Source organism: Halovivax gelatinilyticus, from assembly GCF_024300625.1.
GTDB lineage: Archaea > Halobacteriota > Halobacteria > Halobacteriales > Natrialbaceae > Halovivax > Halovivax gelatinilyticus.
This window is the reverse complement of sequence record NZ_CP101322.1, coordinates 2,216,559-2,230,897: the sequence shown is the minus strand read 5'-3', so window position 1 is coordinate 2,230,897 and position 14,339 is coordinate 2,216,559. Positions and strand designations below refer to the sequence as shown.

Annotated in this window: 17 protein-coding genes and 1 pseudogene; 7 read left to right on the top strand and 11 right to left on the bottom strand. The window is 58.2% G+C overall.

Annotated elements, in window-relative coordinates; genetic code table 11:
* Nucleotides 1-47: 47 nt before the first annotated feature.
* The 4 genes from NKH31_RS10530 to NKH31_RS10515 all read right to left on the bottom strand — a co-directional run bounded on the left by NKH31_RS10530 (nucleotide 48) and on the right by NKH31_RS10515 (nucleotide 1,837).
* Nucleotides 48-878: an MBL fold metallo-hydrolase gene (locus tag NKH31_RS10530; RefSeq protein ID WP_254861753.1), complete on the bottom strand. Its 831-nt coding sequence runs from the start codon at nucleotides 876-878 to the stop codon at nucleotides 48-50.
* 1 nt (nucleotide 879) lies between these two features.
* Nucleotides 880-1,056, bottom strand: a complete 177-nt coding sequence (locus NKH31_RS10525; protein ID WP_254861752.1) for a hypothetical protein — start codon at nucleotides 1,054-1,056, stop codon at nucleotides 880-882.
* A 144-nt stretch (nucleotides 1,057-1,200) separates the two neighbouring features.
* Nucleotides 1,201-1,488 (bottom strand): hypothetical protein, encoded by a 288-nt coding sequence (locus NKH31_RS10520; RefSeq protein ID WP_254861751.1) that lies wholly within the window; start codon nucleotides 1,486-1,488, stop codon nucleotides 1,201-1,203.
* Entirely contained in the window at nucleotides 1,469-1,837 is a 369-nt protein-coding gene (locus NKH31_RS10515; RefSeq protein ID WP_254861750.1) for a DUF7344 domain-containing protein, read from the bottom strand. The genes NKH31_RS10520 and NKH31_RS10515 overlap by 20 nt, the downstream gene beginning before the upstream one ends.
* 244 nt (nucleotides 1,838-2,081) lie before the next feature.
* Here NKH31_RS10515 and NKH31_RS10510 point away from each other — a divergent pair, with 244 nt between their 5' ends.
* Together NKH31_RS10510 and NKH31_RS10505 are read left to right on the top strand one after the other, a co-directional pair.
* On the top strand, nucleotides 2,082-2,648 hold the full coding sequence (locus NKH31_RS10510) for a winged helix DNA-binding protein (protein ID WP_254861749.1): 567 nt from the start codon (nucleotides 2,082-2,084) through the stop codon (nucleotides 2,646-2,648).
* A gap of 58 nt (nucleotides 2,649-2,706) precedes the next feature.
* Nucleotides 2,707-4,800, top strand: a complete 2,094-nt coding sequence (locus tag NKH31_RS10505) for a S9 family peptidase (RefSeq protein WP_254861748.1) — start codon at nucleotides 2,707-2,709, stop codon at nucleotides 4,798-4,800.
* Nucleotides 4,801-5,467: 667 nt separating this feature from the next.
* Here NKH31_RS10505 and NKH31_RS10500 read toward each other — a convergent pair.
* Both NKH31_RS10500 and NKH31_RS10495 read right to left on the bottom strand, forming a co-directional pair.
* The gene (locus NKH31_RS10500; protein ID WP_254861747.1) at nucleotides 5,468-6,151 is read right to left on the bottom strand and encodes a hypothetical protein; all 684 of its coding nucleotides are present in this window, start codon (nucleotides 6,149-6,151) and stop codon (nucleotides 5,468-5,470) included.
* 225 nt (nucleotides 6,152-6,376) lie between these two features.
* Nucleotides 6,377-7,186 carry a hypothetical protein gene (locus NKH31_RS10495; protein ID WP_254861746.1) on the bottom strand — a complete coding sequence of 270 codons (810 nt, stop codon included), beginning with the start codon at nucleotides 7,184-7,186 and terminating at the stop codon, nucleotides 6,377-6,379.
* Nucleotides 7,187-7,906: 720 nt separating this feature from the next.
* On the opposite strand from NKH31_RS10495, the gene NKH31_RS10490 reads away from it, so the two are divergent.
* Nucleotides 7,907-8,239, top strand: coding sequence for a DUF5789 family protein (locus tag NKH31_RS10490; RefSeq protein ID WP_254861745.1), 333 nt, complete (start codon nucleotides 7,907-7,909; stop codon nucleotides 8,237-8,239).
* A 170-nt stretch (nucleotides 8,240-8,409) separates the two neighbouring features.
* Here the strand turns inward: NKH31_RS10490 and NKH31_RS10485 are convergent, their stop codons facing one another.
* Entirely contained in the window at nucleotides 8,410-8,646 is a 237-nt protein-coding gene (locus tag NKH31_RS10485; protein ID WP_254861744.1) for a hypothetical protein, read from the bottom strand.
* Nucleotides 8,647-9,106: 460 nt separating this feature from the next.
* Entirely contained in the window at nucleotides 9,107-9,340 is a 234-nt protein-coding gene (locus NKH31_RS10480) for a DUF3185 family protein (RefSeq protein WP_254861743.1), read from the bottom strand.
* A gap of 536 nt (nucleotides 9,341-9,876) precedes the next feature.
* Here NKH31_RS10480 and NKH31_RS10475 point away from each other — a divergent pair.
* From NKH31_RS10475 to NKH31_RS10465, 4 genes and pseudogenes are all read left to right on the top strand, one after another.
* Entirely contained in the window at nucleotides 9,877-10,428 is a 552-nt protein-coding gene (locus NKH31_RS10475) for a hypothetical protein (protein ID WP_254861742.1), read from the top strand.
* Between the two features lie 27 nt (nucleotides 10,429-10,455).
* A complete protein-coding gene (locus tag NKH31_RS17835) occupies nucleotides 10,456-10,638 on the top strand; it encodes a type II toxin-antitoxin system HicB family antitoxin (protein WP_425492258.1) in 183 nt (60 codons plus the stop codon).
* Nucleotides 10,639-10,678: 40 nt separating this feature from the next.
* Nucleotides 10,679-10,954, top strand: coding sequence for a type II toxin-antitoxin system HicB family antitoxin (locus NKH31_RS10470; RefSeq protein WP_254861741.1), 276 nt, complete (start codon nucleotides 10,679-10,681; stop codon nucleotides 10,952-10,954).
* A gap of 3 nt (nucleotides 10,955-10,957) precedes the next feature.
* Nucleotides 10,958-11,201, top strand: a pseudogene (locus NKH31_RS10465) (type II toxin-antitoxin system HicA family toxin).
* A 223-nt stretch (nucleotides 11,202-11,424) separates the two neighbouring features.
* Here NKH31_RS10465 and NKH31_RS10460 read toward each other — a convergent pair.
* From NKH31_RS10460 to NKH31_RS10450, 3 genes are all read right to left on the bottom strand, one after another.
* The gene (locus tag NKH31_RS10460; RefSeq protein WP_254861740.1) at nucleotides 11,425-12,474 is read right to left on the bottom strand and encodes a site-specific integrase; all 1,050 of its coding nucleotides are present in this window, start codon (nucleotides 12,472-12,474) and stop codon (nucleotides 11,425-11,427) included.
* Nucleotides 12,474-12,638, bottom strand: coding sequence for a hypothetical protein (locus tag NKH31_RS10455; protein WP_254861739.1), 165 nt, complete (start codon nucleotides 12,636-12,638; stop codon nucleotides 12,474-12,476). Before NKH31_RS10455 ends, NKH31_RS10460 begins: the two co-directional genes overlap by 1 nt.
* Before the next feature lie 737 nt (nucleotides 12,639-13,375).
* On the bottom strand, nucleotides 13,376-14,158 hold the full coding sequence (locus NKH31_RS10450) for a hypothetical protein (RefSeq protein ID WP_254861738.1): 783 nt from the start codon (nucleotides 14,156-14,158) through the stop codon (nucleotides 13,376-13,378).
* Between the last annotated feature and the right edge of the window lie 181 nt (nucleotides 14,159-14,339).

Genomic DNA, 14,339 nt, shown 5'->3' with positions numbered 1-14,339 from the left:
CTGACTGCGGTACGGTCGGTGGTCGATTCGTGATTCGAGCCCGGCCGTCATCGAGTTCGCGCCTCGATGAGGGTATCGTATCCTCGTCGATCGTGACTCGGGAGCACGATGACGTCGTCTTCGCTCCACCACTGAGCGATCCGGTCGAGCGTCGACCGGCCGGCTCGCCCTCGCGTGGCGACGCCGTCGACTCGCCCCGTCTCCAGCTGGTCGAGACTGAGACAGGCGTCGGCCGCGAGTAGAACGGTCGGTCCGTCGCCCTCGACGACGACCGAGCAGTGATGGGCAGTGTGTCCGGGGGTCGGGACGATCGACACCCCGGCGACGCCGGGAAGCGCGAACGACCGATCGAACGGACCGATCGACTCGTCAGAGAGTACTACCGGTTTTGCACGCTCCCGTTCCGGAGTGTACGACGGGTGTGCCCCCCAGAATCGTCCGCGAAGCGTCTGCGAGTAGGCGTCCTCGTTGGTTTCCACGTAGACCGGGACGTCGGGGACGAGTTCGAGCCCCTCGGCGTGATCCGGGTGACAGTGCGTGAGGACGACGGCGTCGATCGCCGCTACGGCCGTACCCAGTTCAGCGAGCCCGCGTTCGAGCCCGCCACCCCGACCAGCGCGAGTCCGGTAGGAAAGCGGATAGTAGACGTGATGTCGCGGGTACCACCACTCGTCGGTCGGTTTCGGCCCGGTATCGACGAGGATCGTTCCGTCGGGGTGGTCGACCAGCCAGCAGTAGACCGGCAACGGCTTCGTCCACGTCCTCGACAGCATCGTTCGCCAGTGGCGGACCAGGATCGGACCCCGGCCGGCTACCTGCGCCCGCTTTATGCGGACTTCGCCGGCTTCGATCGGGTGAACGACGTCGACCGGTCGCACGTTAGCCCTCCGCGGCGATCTCGCCGGATCGATCGAACGTCGATGCGCGTTCGACGGTCGGTCGTCGATCGGGTCGCCTGACCGTACGTCCTGGTCGGATCGCGTTCGAGAAACCCTTCCTCTCGTTCTCCGAACCCGCTCGCGAGCGAACGGAGACGCAACCGAGGCGTCCTGCCATACACTCGCTATCCTGCCCGAGACGATAGTAGTATCTCCGGTAGCTCGGCTACCAGACGCGGGTTCGGTAGCTCGCGCCGGTGGCACAGAACGAGCGTCGACGTTCCGCCGACAGAAGTGATCGGGGTTCGCGGGTCCCGTCAACTCAGGAGAGACCGGCCGCCAGCGCGTCCGGCCAATGGAGAAGCAACTGGAGCCAGAGGGCCGTGAGACTCAGTTCGATTACGGCGATGGCGGACACTTTCAGCGTCAGCGAGGGGAGCGTCTCCCGTCGGATCCATCGGACGAATCCGTCGGGCGATCGACGGTGCAGGGTGGCGCGCGTACGGGAGGGAGCACACCGGCTGCAGTGCTCCGCATCGTGGAAGATGGCCGCGTCGCACGTGAGACACTGCCACGGCCACGAGTTCGCCTCAGCCGTATCGCCGTCCATCGGTGGGGATATCACTCGGTTGGTAGGTTCGAGGGGTCGTTACGGTCGGCGACTCGAGACAGGCGACGAGTTTTTCGAAGTTCGGTCCACGCCGTACGCGCGTGGTGTCTCGATCGTACGAGATGATTCCCAGGTCTTCTAGATAGGGGACGTGCGCGTGATGGAGGCTGATTCGTATCGCACGCTGATCGTCCTCCGAGGGGCCGGTGAACTCGTAACGTGCGATACGGTCGGCGAGCGTCGACAGGGGCAGGGGCGTTCCCGATTCCTGCAGACAGCGCAGGATCAGTCGCCGTCGTTTGTCGGCGAGGGTCGCGTGGAACTCGGATTCTGTTAGTTCGATTGGCATAGTGGCACCTGAACTGCGAACGAGTCGATGGCTCGGAGGATGATATATCGGAAATACTGTTTACCTTTCACGGCGGACCGTTCAGCCGATTTCGGCCGATGAACAATAGTTTTTATAACATAATTATTAATAGTTCATAATAATTCCCCATAGTATGGCACACGCCAGTGCCAAAATGTGGATGGTGTAAATTCCAGCGTTATTATAGGGTCGTAGACGGTCAGGGTAACCAAGGTGACCGACGATGGCAACCCTCCAGCAGGTTATCGACGATCTCGATCCGAAAAGCATCGACATGCTCCGAGCGATCTCCGAGCGCGGAAACGAGGCGACGACACCGGAGATCCGTGACCGAACTGGCCTGAGCAACGGGCAGGTGGCCTACCGCCGGGAAAAACTACGGGAGTACGGATTTCTGTCCGTGAGGACCGGCGATCCCGACGGCTCACGGACGCCGCCGAAGGTCCACTCGTTTACCACGTCCGCACGCTCTCACATCGAAGCCGGACTATTCGAACGGTACGATCCGCCCGTGACGAGCGACGTCGAACAACTGAGCACGCAGACGAACCACCTTCGCGATCGCATCGACGACCTCGAACGTGTCGTAGACGATCTCGGCGAGCAGATCGAACAGGTGAACCGAGATCTGGCCTACCAGCTGGGAGAACCCGCCGAGATTCGCGAGGCGACCGACGGCGAGACGATCGCGACGACGGTGAGCGCTATCCGGTCCGATGTCGCGGAACTACGAGACGAGCTCGACGAACTGGACGAGCGCAAGAAGGACAAAGGCGGCATCTTCCGCTGAGACAGCCATCCCCCAGTCCGACCAGAACACCGAAGTGGGACATCCGCGAGATTCCGGTATGTCCGAACCGCTCTCGCTCGAGGACCGATACGACCTTCGCAGACCGTCTAGCCTGGCGCTGTCGCCCGGCGGCCATCGGGTCGCGTTCGTCGTCACCGAATCCGATCCGGACGAAGACGAAGATCGACGATCACTGTTCGTCGCACCGAGGGACGGGAGCCGCGATCCCCACCGGCTCACCCGCGTCGCGAACGCCGGTTCGCCCGCCTGGGGACCGAACGGCAACCGACTGGCGTTCGTCGCGACGCGTGATCGCGACGTCGAACTTTCGGTCGGACGTGACGAGGCCGAGGATGACGACGAGACGGGAGACGACGGTGGAGAGCCGGACGAGGGGTCGCCGACCGGTTCGTCCGACGAGCCCAAACCGCAGGTGTGGGTCTTCGATCTCGCACTCGGCGGCGACGCGAGGCAGCTCACCGCGTTCGAAGAGGGCGTCCGCGAGTTCGACTGGAGCCCCGACGGCGAGCGACTCGTCGTCTCGGCTCGGGATCCGACCGACGACCAGCGCACGTACATAGAGGGGGTTCGCGAGGACGACGATCCGTACGAGGTGACCCGAACCCAGCACAAACAGGACGGAAACGGGTTCGTCGACGACGTCGAGACGCGCCTGTTCGTGATCGATGCTGACGGAGTCGGCCTCGGTCGAGACGACGCGACCCGACTCGACGAGGCCGTCGGTCGCGGGGCGCGCGAACCGTACGTCGGCCTCCAGCCGGCGTGGGGCCCGAGCGATCGGATCGCGTTCGTCGCCTACGCCGGCGACGATCCCGACGAAACCTACGCGATGGACGTCCACACGATCGCACCCGACGGGAGCGACCGCCGCACGCTGACCGACGGCGAGGTCACCGCGATGGGGCTTCGGTGGTCTCCAGACGGGAGTCTGCTCTCCTACGCGGCAGGACACCCGACGAACACCTACCATCCGACGGAGGTCCACGTGGCGAATCCGGCGGCCGGTGAGACGTGGTCGGTATCGGCTTCGCTCGATCGAACGGTCTCGTGGACGGGAACGCCCGAGTGGATCGGCGACGACGCGCTCGTGGCCACAGTCGGCGACGAGGCGCGCACCCGGCTGGTTCGACTCGACGCCCGGACGGACGAACCGGAGCGGGTGTTCGACGCGCAGGGCGACGGTCGCACGGTGACGAGTTTCGACGCGACGCCCGAGACGACCGCCGTCGTCCTCAGCCACCCGAACGAGGGGATAGACGTCTTCGCACTGCCGACGGCCGACCTCGATACGGGTGCGGAGCCGACGCGACTCAGCGCGGTGAACGAGGGACTCTTCGACGGGGCGGCGCTGCCCACCTGCGAGCGCGTGACGTTCGAAAACGGCGACGGCGAGACGGTCGAAGGGCTGGTCTACCTGCCGGAGTCGTTCGAACCCGACGCGTCCGACCCCTGCCCGCTCGTCTGTCACGTCCACGGCGGGCCGACCGCCTACGACGCGCCCGGCTTCTCGTTCGATTACGCCTACTGGACCGGGCGGGGCTACGCCGTTCTCAACGTCAACTACCGGGGCTCGACCTCCTACGGCCGGGCGTTCTCGGAGTCCATCCGCGGCGAGTGGGGCCCGCGCGAGGCCGACGACATCCTCTCGGGCGTCGACCACGTCGTCGAGCGCGGCTGGGCCGACCCCGATCGCCTGTTCATCTCCGGCTTCTCCCAGGGCGGGATCAACACGCTCTACGTCGTCACGCGGGACGACCGCTTCGCCGCCGCGGCGCCCGAACACGGCATCTACGACTTCTACGCTAACTTCGGCACCGCGGACATGCACCAGTGGTACGTCAACGACATGGGCGTCCCCTGGGAGAACCCGGACGCCTACCGGGAGATCTCCAGCATCCAGGACGTCGACCACGTAGACACGCCGCTTTTGATCACGGCCGGCGAGAACGACTGGCGGTGCCCGCCGTCGCAGGCCGAACAGCTCTACGTCAGCGCTCGTCGCGCGGGAGTGGAGGCGAAACTCCTCATCTACCAGGACGAACACCACAACATCTCTCGACCCGGACGCCACATCCACCGCCTGGAGGCGCTGACCGAGTGGTTCGAGGAATACGATCCGGCGGCGGAGTGATCATCGGGAGTCGGTTCCCCGAGTCGAAATTATCAAACCGGCGGGACCGGAGTTACGACCGACTCAGGATCCGGCTTGCGGTCGTCCCACTCCGGATCGATCTCCAGCAGGCCGATCCCAACCAGGCAGTTGGACAGATGCACCGCTCGACGTCGAGGTAGTTCTTTGCGACCGTGCCCCGGTGGTCCGTCGTCAGGCGAATCCAGTGGGTGTCGGAGAGCCTATCGCCACAGCGGTAGCACGTCGGTTCGGTCATGCGCGCGCCTCCGGGTGGATAACTTTAGAAATTGCGCCCTCGACGGGGCGTAGCGTTCGCTGTCTGTACCGCAGGCGTGGGAGACTTTTTTGTCTCAAAGGAGTGTACTGGAACATGGCTGATGAAAAAAACCCGCTATGGGTTTCGGAAGCCAGGTCTCGGGAACTGATTCCGCCCGAGACATTTCTAGTATGCCCACGTGTGCGATGGAGCGTGGTTCCCATGTAACTAATAACGGTCGGATATTAAATAATTTTTGAAGGGTGACGTTGTATACAAAAATACGAAGTCGCTTTGGGTGATTGGTACTGTCTCATCTACCAGCGACCCTGTCAGGCTAACTGTACGTTCGTGGGAGCTGGTACCAAGGAGGGAATCAGTCGATATTTCGCAGGTTTCACAGAAGTAGGATTAGTCCGAGACGAATGGTGAGTCCTCAACTGACTCTTCTCCAAATTTGTCACGGTGTTCCTGTCGCCGCTGTTCTGCATCAAGAAACTCCTCCAGCAGCTCCTTTTCTTCATTCGTTTCAAATACATGAAATTTGGTGCCCGTGAGGTTTCCGGCTGCTTCGATAGACAATCCGGCAACTGAGTTGTCTTTGACTTTCCGTCGATCATCCTCGAGTCTACTAAGTTCCTCCCATAGATCGAGCGTCTCTAATTTATCCGGTGGAGAGACCCGAAGAACGAGTTCATATCGATCAATCGATGATTGTCGATTTGACACAATGGTATGAACCTCGGGCAGTTGCTGTTCCCATCTATCGGTATCGACGCCAGTATTGCCAGGTAATGTCCCAAAGTGAAGCCGGCCACCAGCCGTAACTAGCAGAGACATTGGTGCCCTTGCTGGCGGAACACCCTCATAGGCAGTGTTAATAATTTCATCATTATCATCAGTTAGTGTTATATCGAAAGTGCATTCTGCATCACGGTCTTGATTTACTAAGCGAACAAATGGCAATTTAATAACCCGATCGAGGGATTGTGTCCCTGATACGCAACCAGCCAAACTTCCAATAGCGACAGTACTCGTTGCTGCGAGTGTTTTCCGTCTGGACCATTTGACGGAATTATTCCGGTTGCTTACCATAATTCTGTGTATGGGACGCAGGATATTTAGCGTTATGTAAACCACTGAAATGAATAACTGTCGATGAGTCCGATATATTTGAGCTACCTCTGAGGATTAGCAGTCCCAGACGGTGTATCGGCTTACGAATGTCAGATATCGTAACAAACCACCGCTATTCAGTGTAACTAAATTAATTTATTGACAATTAGGGGCGGTTGCCTGCAAACTTTTAAACAATTCTATTCAGGAATAGTTGTAGATTCCCCAAACAGTCCATTCTAGACCGCTATTACAACCGCCGTTCTTGAATTTGATTTTACAGCTACTGGTCAAACGTACATACGCAACCATATCAGTTCTCTCGGTCTCGCTTCCCTCCCAATTTACGGTATATGTCCCTGCCGGACCTGGCACCCAATCTGTTGGACCGAATGTGCCGTCATTGAATCTTACTACGCTATCAGCATTGTACGAAATGCCTCCAACAGTGTGACCTTCACTGACAGCAATACGCTCATCATTTACAGAAGTACGGTTGATGGGATCTCTCGACTGGAACACTGCACCCCCATTACTGTCTGTTGATATTTCCGCCTGTAACTTCTCAATGTACAGAGAAGGGCATGCCCAAATACTATCACCTTCTGCAGTTGCCCACATCTCAATTATGTAGTGATAATTTCCGGCACCGTCTCTCAGAATACTACCATCGGCATCAACCGCTTCATAACATGTGATGATATGTTTACCATCTCCTGAGCCACTATTTCCCCAGCCACAATTAACGCTTTCATCAAATTCCCACGTCCAATGACCATTATAATTTAGGTAGTCATAGCGTCCATCAGCCCCGGTGAGCGTCGGAGCCTCATTGGCCAGCTCTTCCCATTCGGATTGAGGTCCAGGTTCGGTTTCGTCAAGTTTGATTGTTGTACCCGGCGAATCTTTCTGGCCAGTATCTACGCTGAACACCTGAGTCGATCCAATACTCCCTACGACACCACTGGAAGTGACAACCGATTTGAGTACCGTTCTTCGATTAGTTTTTGACATACAAGACTAACATTCTTTATTACTATTGTATAGTTTTCGGTAGTGGGAGGATGTAATTTATATATAGGACAAGATATTAATATGCTACATATCAAATATTGGTTATAGATATATTGCGAATTGTATAATATCCATATTATGCCATTATCAATATTATGTTTATCATTTTATTGCCATCATCTACATTGCTTCAAATCAATTTTCTATTCCTAGGCAGTTCCTCGTCCCAATTGAAAAGTGGCATATAGGGTATAGAATCGCGACAGCATTCGACTCCACATGGGCCATCATGCCGACGATTACGAAGAGTGACCGAATGGATATCCGCTGGCCCATTTTGTACCGATCTATAAGCACGGAGGTACGCCGAGAGATGCGCCTCATCTCGGTTCCGATACACGATCGGATCCGTGAGGAGACTCCAATATTTTGCCGAAAAGTATTGAGCGGAAGAGTCGAGACCTGGTGTCGTGGATCGACGAAAATCGATAACGGGTCCAGGGAAATCGACAATCTTGGGACGAGTCCGAAAGGGCAAGCAGTTACCGAAGCGGCTACCGATTTATCCGAACTATACCAAAAGTCGCCTGCTGAATGTAGAGGTTGTAGTTAGCCCGGGGACTGCGTTATGTGCTCTAAACGGTGCTTGATCGGCTGTGAGAATGTCTCTGCAAACCAACCGCCGAGAGTTATATTCGGCTGGATCTCCTACTGTTGTATATGGCAGATGATAAACAGGGCCGGGACGAGCAAGCAGATCGTAAAGAGAATCGCCAGCGTGAGCGAGAATTAGAGGAGGCTCAAGCCCGCGGCGATGAAAAGGAACCGCTGTATGATGACGAAAGCGTGCGGCTTGGTGATCTTGACGAATGGCTCAAATCGCACGACTATCCAACCACGACAACTGAGTTGGTTGCGGCCTACGGCGATTACGAACTTCAAACTCAGGGCGGCAAGAAACCCCTGGAGGACGTACTCTCTTCGACCGATGACCAAACATATGACTCAGCCGAGGACGCTCGCAGACGGATACTGGGACTCATAGGCCGATAGCACAATGCCCCAAGACACTCATATCGCAAATTAAGCCACCTCTATCGACCCGTCCAAACAGATCGAATCTGCAGCTGCTTCGTTCGAGATACGCGTTCTCTATTCAGCACGCGGATTGTGGGACGTAGAGGGATGATCTCGGAGCTTGTGTGAGCGTCCTCGTCAATCGTCTACAAACGATCGAATAGGCGGTCCGGGGCCACGACCGACTCCGGATCCGGCTTTTGGTCGTCCCACTCCGGATCGATCTCGAGCAGCCCGATCCCGGCCAGACAGTCGGGACAGACTAATCGTTCGACGTCGCGGTAGTTGTCGGCGACCGCGCCACGGTGCTCCGTCGTGAGGCGAATCCAGTGTCGCCCGTCGAGCGAGTCGTTACACCGGTAGCAGAACGGGTTGTCGGTCATGGGCGAGCCTCCGACTGTATCGGTTTGGAATATTCGATTTCGACCGGACGTAGCGTTCGCTGTCGGTACCGCAGGCGTGCGAGACCTTTTTGTCTCGAAGGTTTGTAGCGTAACATGGCAACTGAAAACCGCTCCAGGTTTTCGGAAGCCACGTCTCGGGTGCTGGTTCCACCCGGGACATTTCTCGAACGTCCCCGCGCGTGCGTCGGAGCGTGGCTTCCATGCGGCTAATAGCGGTTGGAGAGTAAATAATTTCTGGGGGGTGACGGCATCAACATAGAGTGGAAGCACATTGGACGGCTGGCACTGTTTTGTCTTCCGGGAACACAGGCAGGCTACGTGTGCGATAGCGACAACATAGCGAAAGCGAAGAAACTCCCGCACCTTCGCTGGCACGATGATATAGATTGTCGAAGAACGGAACAGACAACGATCACGACCAGTGACGATCTGTTAGGAATTAGTTTGCTACTATTTCACCTAACCCGAGGACGGCAATAACACCGCCAATCGTTCGAATCCACCAATACTGTTCATACTGTTCCTGATGAGACTCTGAAACGGCACGAGCGAAATCACCAGACATCGAGTCGTATTGCTGCAAACCATCGTGCCCATAGAACAGCATCACGATACCGATTATGACAAGAATAACGCCAATTCCGCTGTAAACTCGAAATGGAGTGAGTACCATCGGACACGAATTTTCATCGGGTTAACATAATTCTTCGTGTTACAAATTCACCTCTCGAGTTCAAGTACACTAACATCCCTCCATGGACGGGAGTTAGACGTCGTAGCTTACCACTTTCAGTAAGAGTGCCTCGGTGATCCCTTGCGGTTCGTTCGCATCCGGTAAATTACTGGTTTTTATGGAGACTGTACCGGACGTGAATTCATGTCCGTAACGCAGAGAACCCACTCACCAGAAGTTCCAATCGGGATACTCGCTACCTTCGCACTAATCGGTCTCTACGACGGTATGGAATTAGGTGATCCGGGGGTCACTGTCACGTGGTTTTGGATCGGATTGGGACTGGTCGTGATGAATTACCTGTACAGGCTCGTCGTTACGATGGAAGCGATTCTCGAAACGATCACCTCGTGACCGCGAACGCAGCACGGTCATCGGCGGTGAATTGGCAGAACGGTGTGAGAACAGGATCGTATCGTACTGAAGTGTAACTATCGTACCAGTGCCCATTTATTCATCTTACATCCATATTGGATGTGAAGCGACGCTCCCTCCTCGCCAGTACGACCGCCGTCTGCATCAGCGGTGTCGCTGGTTGTCTCGACGGATTCGGCTACTTCAGTAGGGACAACGAGTGGGATCCGTCGAGCGTCGAGTGTCGACGGACGGCCAGGCTTCCGGATCCACCGGAACCCGAATCGGACGTCGCTGTCTCACCGTTCGAGTATCCCGATCCACCGGACCCCACATCCGAGGAGGAACGTCACGAGTACGTCGAAACCTTCGAGGAGGCGTACGTGGGTAACGAACAAGTCCGAGTACGCGGAGAATCTCTCGCCGGCTTCGGTCTGGGTGGACCGGTCGAGACCACCGATTCGGGGCCAAACTGGGCCGTCGTCCGGCTCGAGTACGATTACTTCGACGAAATCGAATACGACGATGGGTCTAGGGCTGAAGGAACCTCCGGCGTGTTCGTCGCGAAATACGCGATCACGCCAGACTGGATCCGGCGGACGGTCACCGAGGGAGATGGAGACCCTGCAGACCCGCGAGAAGCCGGCAGATTCGTCCACTGCGCTGGCGCGTAACCGTCACCGGCGTAACAGTAGCAATGTGTGACCAACCCCAACGCGACACGACCGACGAGACGAACCGTCACGCGTAGCGACGGCTGGTTCGTCACAACGGACGAAGATACCGGGGTTGCCAGTCAAGGAAAAACGAAGGTCGAGGCGCTCGAAAACCTGGCCGAAGCGCTTCGACTCCACCTTCGTCAAGTCCCCGAGCGCGACGAGTGACGGACGAACGCTTATCTGCCACCTGCGCGTATCACCGGTCATGTCGAGCACGACTCAGGGAAACGACGCCGAGGGCGTCGAATTCTATTACGAATCCGACGGCACAGTGACTGCCAAGGATCTCGAAACCGGGCTCGCTCGCGGCGGTGACACCCGAGCGGAAGCGCTCACCCAGCTCGCCGAGGTGATACAACTCCACGAAGGAGAGGGCGAACCGATCGACGATCCCGATGGCTTTCTCCGCGACGAACTCGATATCGATCCCGACGATCTCAAGACTGTCGAACCAGACGACTATCCCGAATTCATGCGGTGACGGATGGTTCGAACCACCTTTTCCGGGCGTGAGGTCGTGAAAGTACTACGATCGTTCGAGTATCAGCCCGTCTCTCGCCGGCAGTCACGCCCGTCTGCGATACGAACACCCCGAAACGGGCGAAGTTCGCCTGGTCGATGTTCCCCAGCATGACGAAATCACGATCGGGACACTCCGCTCGATCGCCGACCAGTGCGGTGCCAATGACTTTTACGACTGGTGTCGGTGGATCGACGAGAAGCGATAACGGGGCCCTGGAAATCGACAACCTTGAGCCGGCAACGATGGGATTCGAACGACGTGAAGACGGTCCGGGGTGCTCGCTTCGCTGCGCTCCCGGGCTGCGACTTCCCTAATTCGAATCCCACGAGGTCCGATCAGGACGACTCACAATCGTTCGCCGGCTGAACGGGCACGATGGGTGCCTGCTATGCGGCGATTTTCGACGTACGGTTTCGCGTTCATGAATTTCATAGGTCTGGAAGGTGGTTGCTGCGCTGTTCTGCCTGCTCGCGGTCGCTCCGGCGGTCGTAATGCCGGTCGAGAATATCCTCGCTCGCGTTGAGCCGATCCTGAACGATCCGACGGGGGACATCCTCGCGCCGGTAGTAGGTCACTCGACCGCTACGAACGTCGTGCGGTGATCGTGCAGACGGGCACTTACTCGCGTGATCGAGGTAGGTGGCCTCGCACGTGTCCGGGTCCTTGTCGTGCGGACACGGCTCACCGCGCCAGCACGGCCGCGTAACCCGGTACAGCGCGGTTCGAATCGTGTTCCCCACGATCCGGCCGTGACTCGTCGCGAGAAGCGGCTCGCGCCCGTGGCTGTCCGTCGTGTCCGGCCGGTGGTACTCGACGTAATCTTTGAGATACCGAGCCGTCGAGTCGCTGATGCGGTTCCATCGCGTCCCCTGATCGTGGTTTTTCAGCGGGGTGTCGGTCTCTGGCCGGTGAACGAAGTGGATCGCCGGCCCCGCGAGTCGCGGGTGTGATCCGTCGAGATCCAGGTCGCGAAGGTCAAGCGCTCGAATTCCACCGGTTCGAGCGCCCGTTCGCCAGAGTAGCATCACGATGATGTGGTCCCGTGACGCGGGTTTCGCCCGTTCGAGGTACTGAAGGATCGAGATCGCTCGCTCCGGCTTCAGTGTGGACTCGGAAACAGCCTCTCCGTTCTTGAGCGTCGGGAGATTCAACTGCTCGTATAGCTCCGGTTCGACCGCCGAGATGTTAGCGGCGAAACGAAGAAACCGGCGGAGCGTCGCCAGTTGCCCTTTCAGGGTGACGAGTTTGATCGGGGTTCGACCGTCGCCCTTCCCTTCTCGTCGCCAGGTGCGAAATCGGATCAGGTCGCGCCCGTCGAGATCGTTCAAGTTCTCGATCTCGTGTTCGTCGCAGAACTGAACGAACGCGTCGAGTCGATAGACGGCGCTGGTTCGCGTCGAGGCGGCGTGTTCGTCCCGCATCGCCTCGTGATACATCTCCACCGCCTCGGTGGGTGTGATGGGATCGAGCGACCCCATCACTCACCCCGGCCGGCGCGATCGCGGCGTTCGGCCTCGCGGTAGTGACTGGCCAGCTGCGCAACGCACTCTCGACAGACGTAGCCGTCCGGCGTGATCGACGTCGCGCGATTACGACACTGCGGGGTATCGCACTCGCCGGGTTCGGCGGGTTCGACGCTCATGCGCCACCCCTTCGAGTGTAGTCAAACTGTCTGTTAGCGGTACGCTCAAGGGTCGTGCGTGCGTTTCGTTGCATGGTCTCACTTCGTGGGACCACGGACGGATCCGGGCGCGCACCTTGCCACAGGATGCAGCGCGCCCGGAGGCGGTCCGTTGGTCGGTTCTCTAGTCGGGTGGACGCTCCAATAAGCGAGAGAGTCCGGTTTCCGAAATTCCGATACCGTGATCGAACGGGGAGTTTATCCCCCGTATTGCTGTAGTCTGGCATGCTTCCGTAGTGTGGTTACGGAGGCCAGCGGACCGGTGCCACCAACACCGGGTCCGCAGATTCTTACGGGACCCGACCGAGTAGCGGCGGGTCCGTCTGGCTTCCGTTGGATCGGACCATTGCGGCCAGCGCACTTAGTTGTTAGTGTGAAGCTAACTTATGGTGTGAAGTTGATTTCCACTCAGAAATTTCCAAACACGTGATAATATGTACCTACGTTCGAAATGGAAGGCAATGGCTGGAGGGCGCGAGGAAACGGTTGATGACCGAGAAATCTTAGCGGTGTTTCTCGATTCTGCTGATCCGGTCCTATTCACGAAAGAAGTCGCGGACGAAATCGGGTTTTCCAACCAGGGGACGCTACCACGACTCCACCAATTGGCAGATCGCGACTTACTCGGCTCGAAATCGGGCGGCAGAACGATCGTCTGGTGGATCACGGACGAAGGTCGCGCTTACCTCGAAGAGTGATCAGCGAAAGCCGAGCTGCTCCGTCGCCTCAGTTGAGAGCATGACGTTCATTTCGGAAATCGTGACTGGACCATCGGCAACGTCCTCGATCAGCGCGGCGAGTTCGCGGAGATAGGCGTCGGATCGTTCTTCGCGAAGTTTCACGATGCCGTTTTGATAGTGGCCGCGATTCGCGAGGTACGCCTCGACGAACCGTTTGCGGATGAGTAACGGCGCGTCGTCGAGATACCACGGAAGCGAGAGGTCGGTCCGGTCTTTCTTCGGCCCGATCGGCGCGCCGAGCGTCATCAACACGCGGCCCAGAACCGAGGCGTCAGTCGTCGGCCTGATCTCGGTCGCGCGCTCGTCCGAATCCTCGTGGAAAAACTCGTAGTCAACACCGGCGTCGTCGAGCACATCGACGACGCGGGATTCGTCCTGGTCGCGGGTCAGGGCGAACGACGGGACGTAGTTGGTCTGCTCGATCGAACCACCAGAAAAGACGTTCGCGACGAGTGCGTTCAGCGCGTAGAATTTGGTATCGCCGTAGTCGAGATCGATCCAGCCGTAGGCATCGGCCGTCTCGATCGCGCGAGCCGCGTCGGGTTTCCCGCCGTCGAGCCACGTCCGAACGCGCCCACGTGGTAAGTCGAGCGCGCTCGCGATCGCGGCCGATCCCTTGTTCGGGCGGTGTGAGGCGTATCGCATCGTCGCCTCGTAATCGAGGACGGCCGTCCACCCGTCGGGGTAGGTGGGCGGATCGTAGGTGAGCGCGAGATCGCGCGGGTCGACGAGCGTGGTCATACCGATTCGAATGTGGTGACAAGTGCAAAACCGTTTGGACTCGGGTTCTGATCGGATCAGTCTCGCTCGACCGCGCACCTCGTCGAAACCGGCAATTGTTCGGTTCGTATCAGGAGTCGTATCGAGCGCCGAGTTGGCCACTACCCTTTTATGTCTCGACGCGAGGGCTTCTAACTTACGA

Coding starts and splice junctions, on each gene's coding strand:
- NKH31_RS10480 (WP_254861743.1), bottom strand. CDS start 9,340: ATGGTACTCACTCCATTTCGAGTTTACAGCGGAATTGGCGTTATTCTT.
- NKH31_RS10470 (WP_254861741.1), top strand. CDS start 10,679: ATGTCGAGCACGACTCAGGGAAACGACGCCGAGGGCGTCGAATTCTAT.
- NKH31_RS10485 (WP_254861744.1), bottom strand. CDS start 8,646: ATGACCGACAACCCGTTCTGCTACCGGTGTAACGACTCGCTCGACGGG.
- NKH31_RS10490 (WP_254861745.1), top strand. CDS start 7,907: ATGGCAGATGATAAACAGGGCCGGGACGAGCAAGCAGATCGTAAAGAG.
- NKH31_RS10495 (WP_254861746.1), bottom strand. CDS start 7,186: ATGTCAAAAACTAATCGAAGAACGGTACTCAAATCGGTTGTCACTTCC.
- NKH31_RS10500 (WP_254861747.1), bottom strand. CDS start 6,151: ATGGTAAGCAACCGGAATAATTCCGTCAAATGGTCCAGACGGAAAACA.
- NKH31_RS10505 (WP_254861748.1), top strand. CDS start 2,707: ATGTCCGAACCGCTCTCGCTCGAGGACCGATACGACCTTCGCAGACCG.
- NKH31_RS10515 (WP_254861750.1), bottom strand. CDS start 1,837: ATGCCAATCGAACTAACAGAATCCGAGTTCCACGCGACCCTCGCCGAC.
- NKH31_RS10520 (WP_254861751.1), bottom strand. CDS start 1,488: ATGGACGGCGATACGGCTGAGGCGAACTCGTGGCCGTGGCAGTGTCTC.
- NKH31_RS10450 (WP_254861738.1), bottom strand. CDS start 14,158: ATGACCACGCTCGTCGACCCGCGCGATCTCGCGCTCACCTACGATCCG.
- NKH31_RS10525 (WP_254861752.1), bottom strand. CDS start 1,056: ATGGCAGGACGCCTCGGTTGCGTCTCCGTTCGCTCGCGAGCGGGTTCG.
- NKH31_RS10510 (WP_254861749.1), top strand. CDS start 2,082: ATGGCAACCCTCCAGCAGGTTATCGACGATCTCGATCCGAAAAGCATC.
- NKH31_RS10455 (WP_254861739.1), bottom strand. CDS start 12,638: ATGAGCGTCGAACCCGCCGAACCCGGCGAGTGCGATACCCCGCAGTGT.
- NKH31_RS10460 (WP_254861740.1), bottom strand. CDS start 12,474: ATGGGGTCGCTCGATCCCATCACACCCACCGAGGCGGTGGAGATGTAT.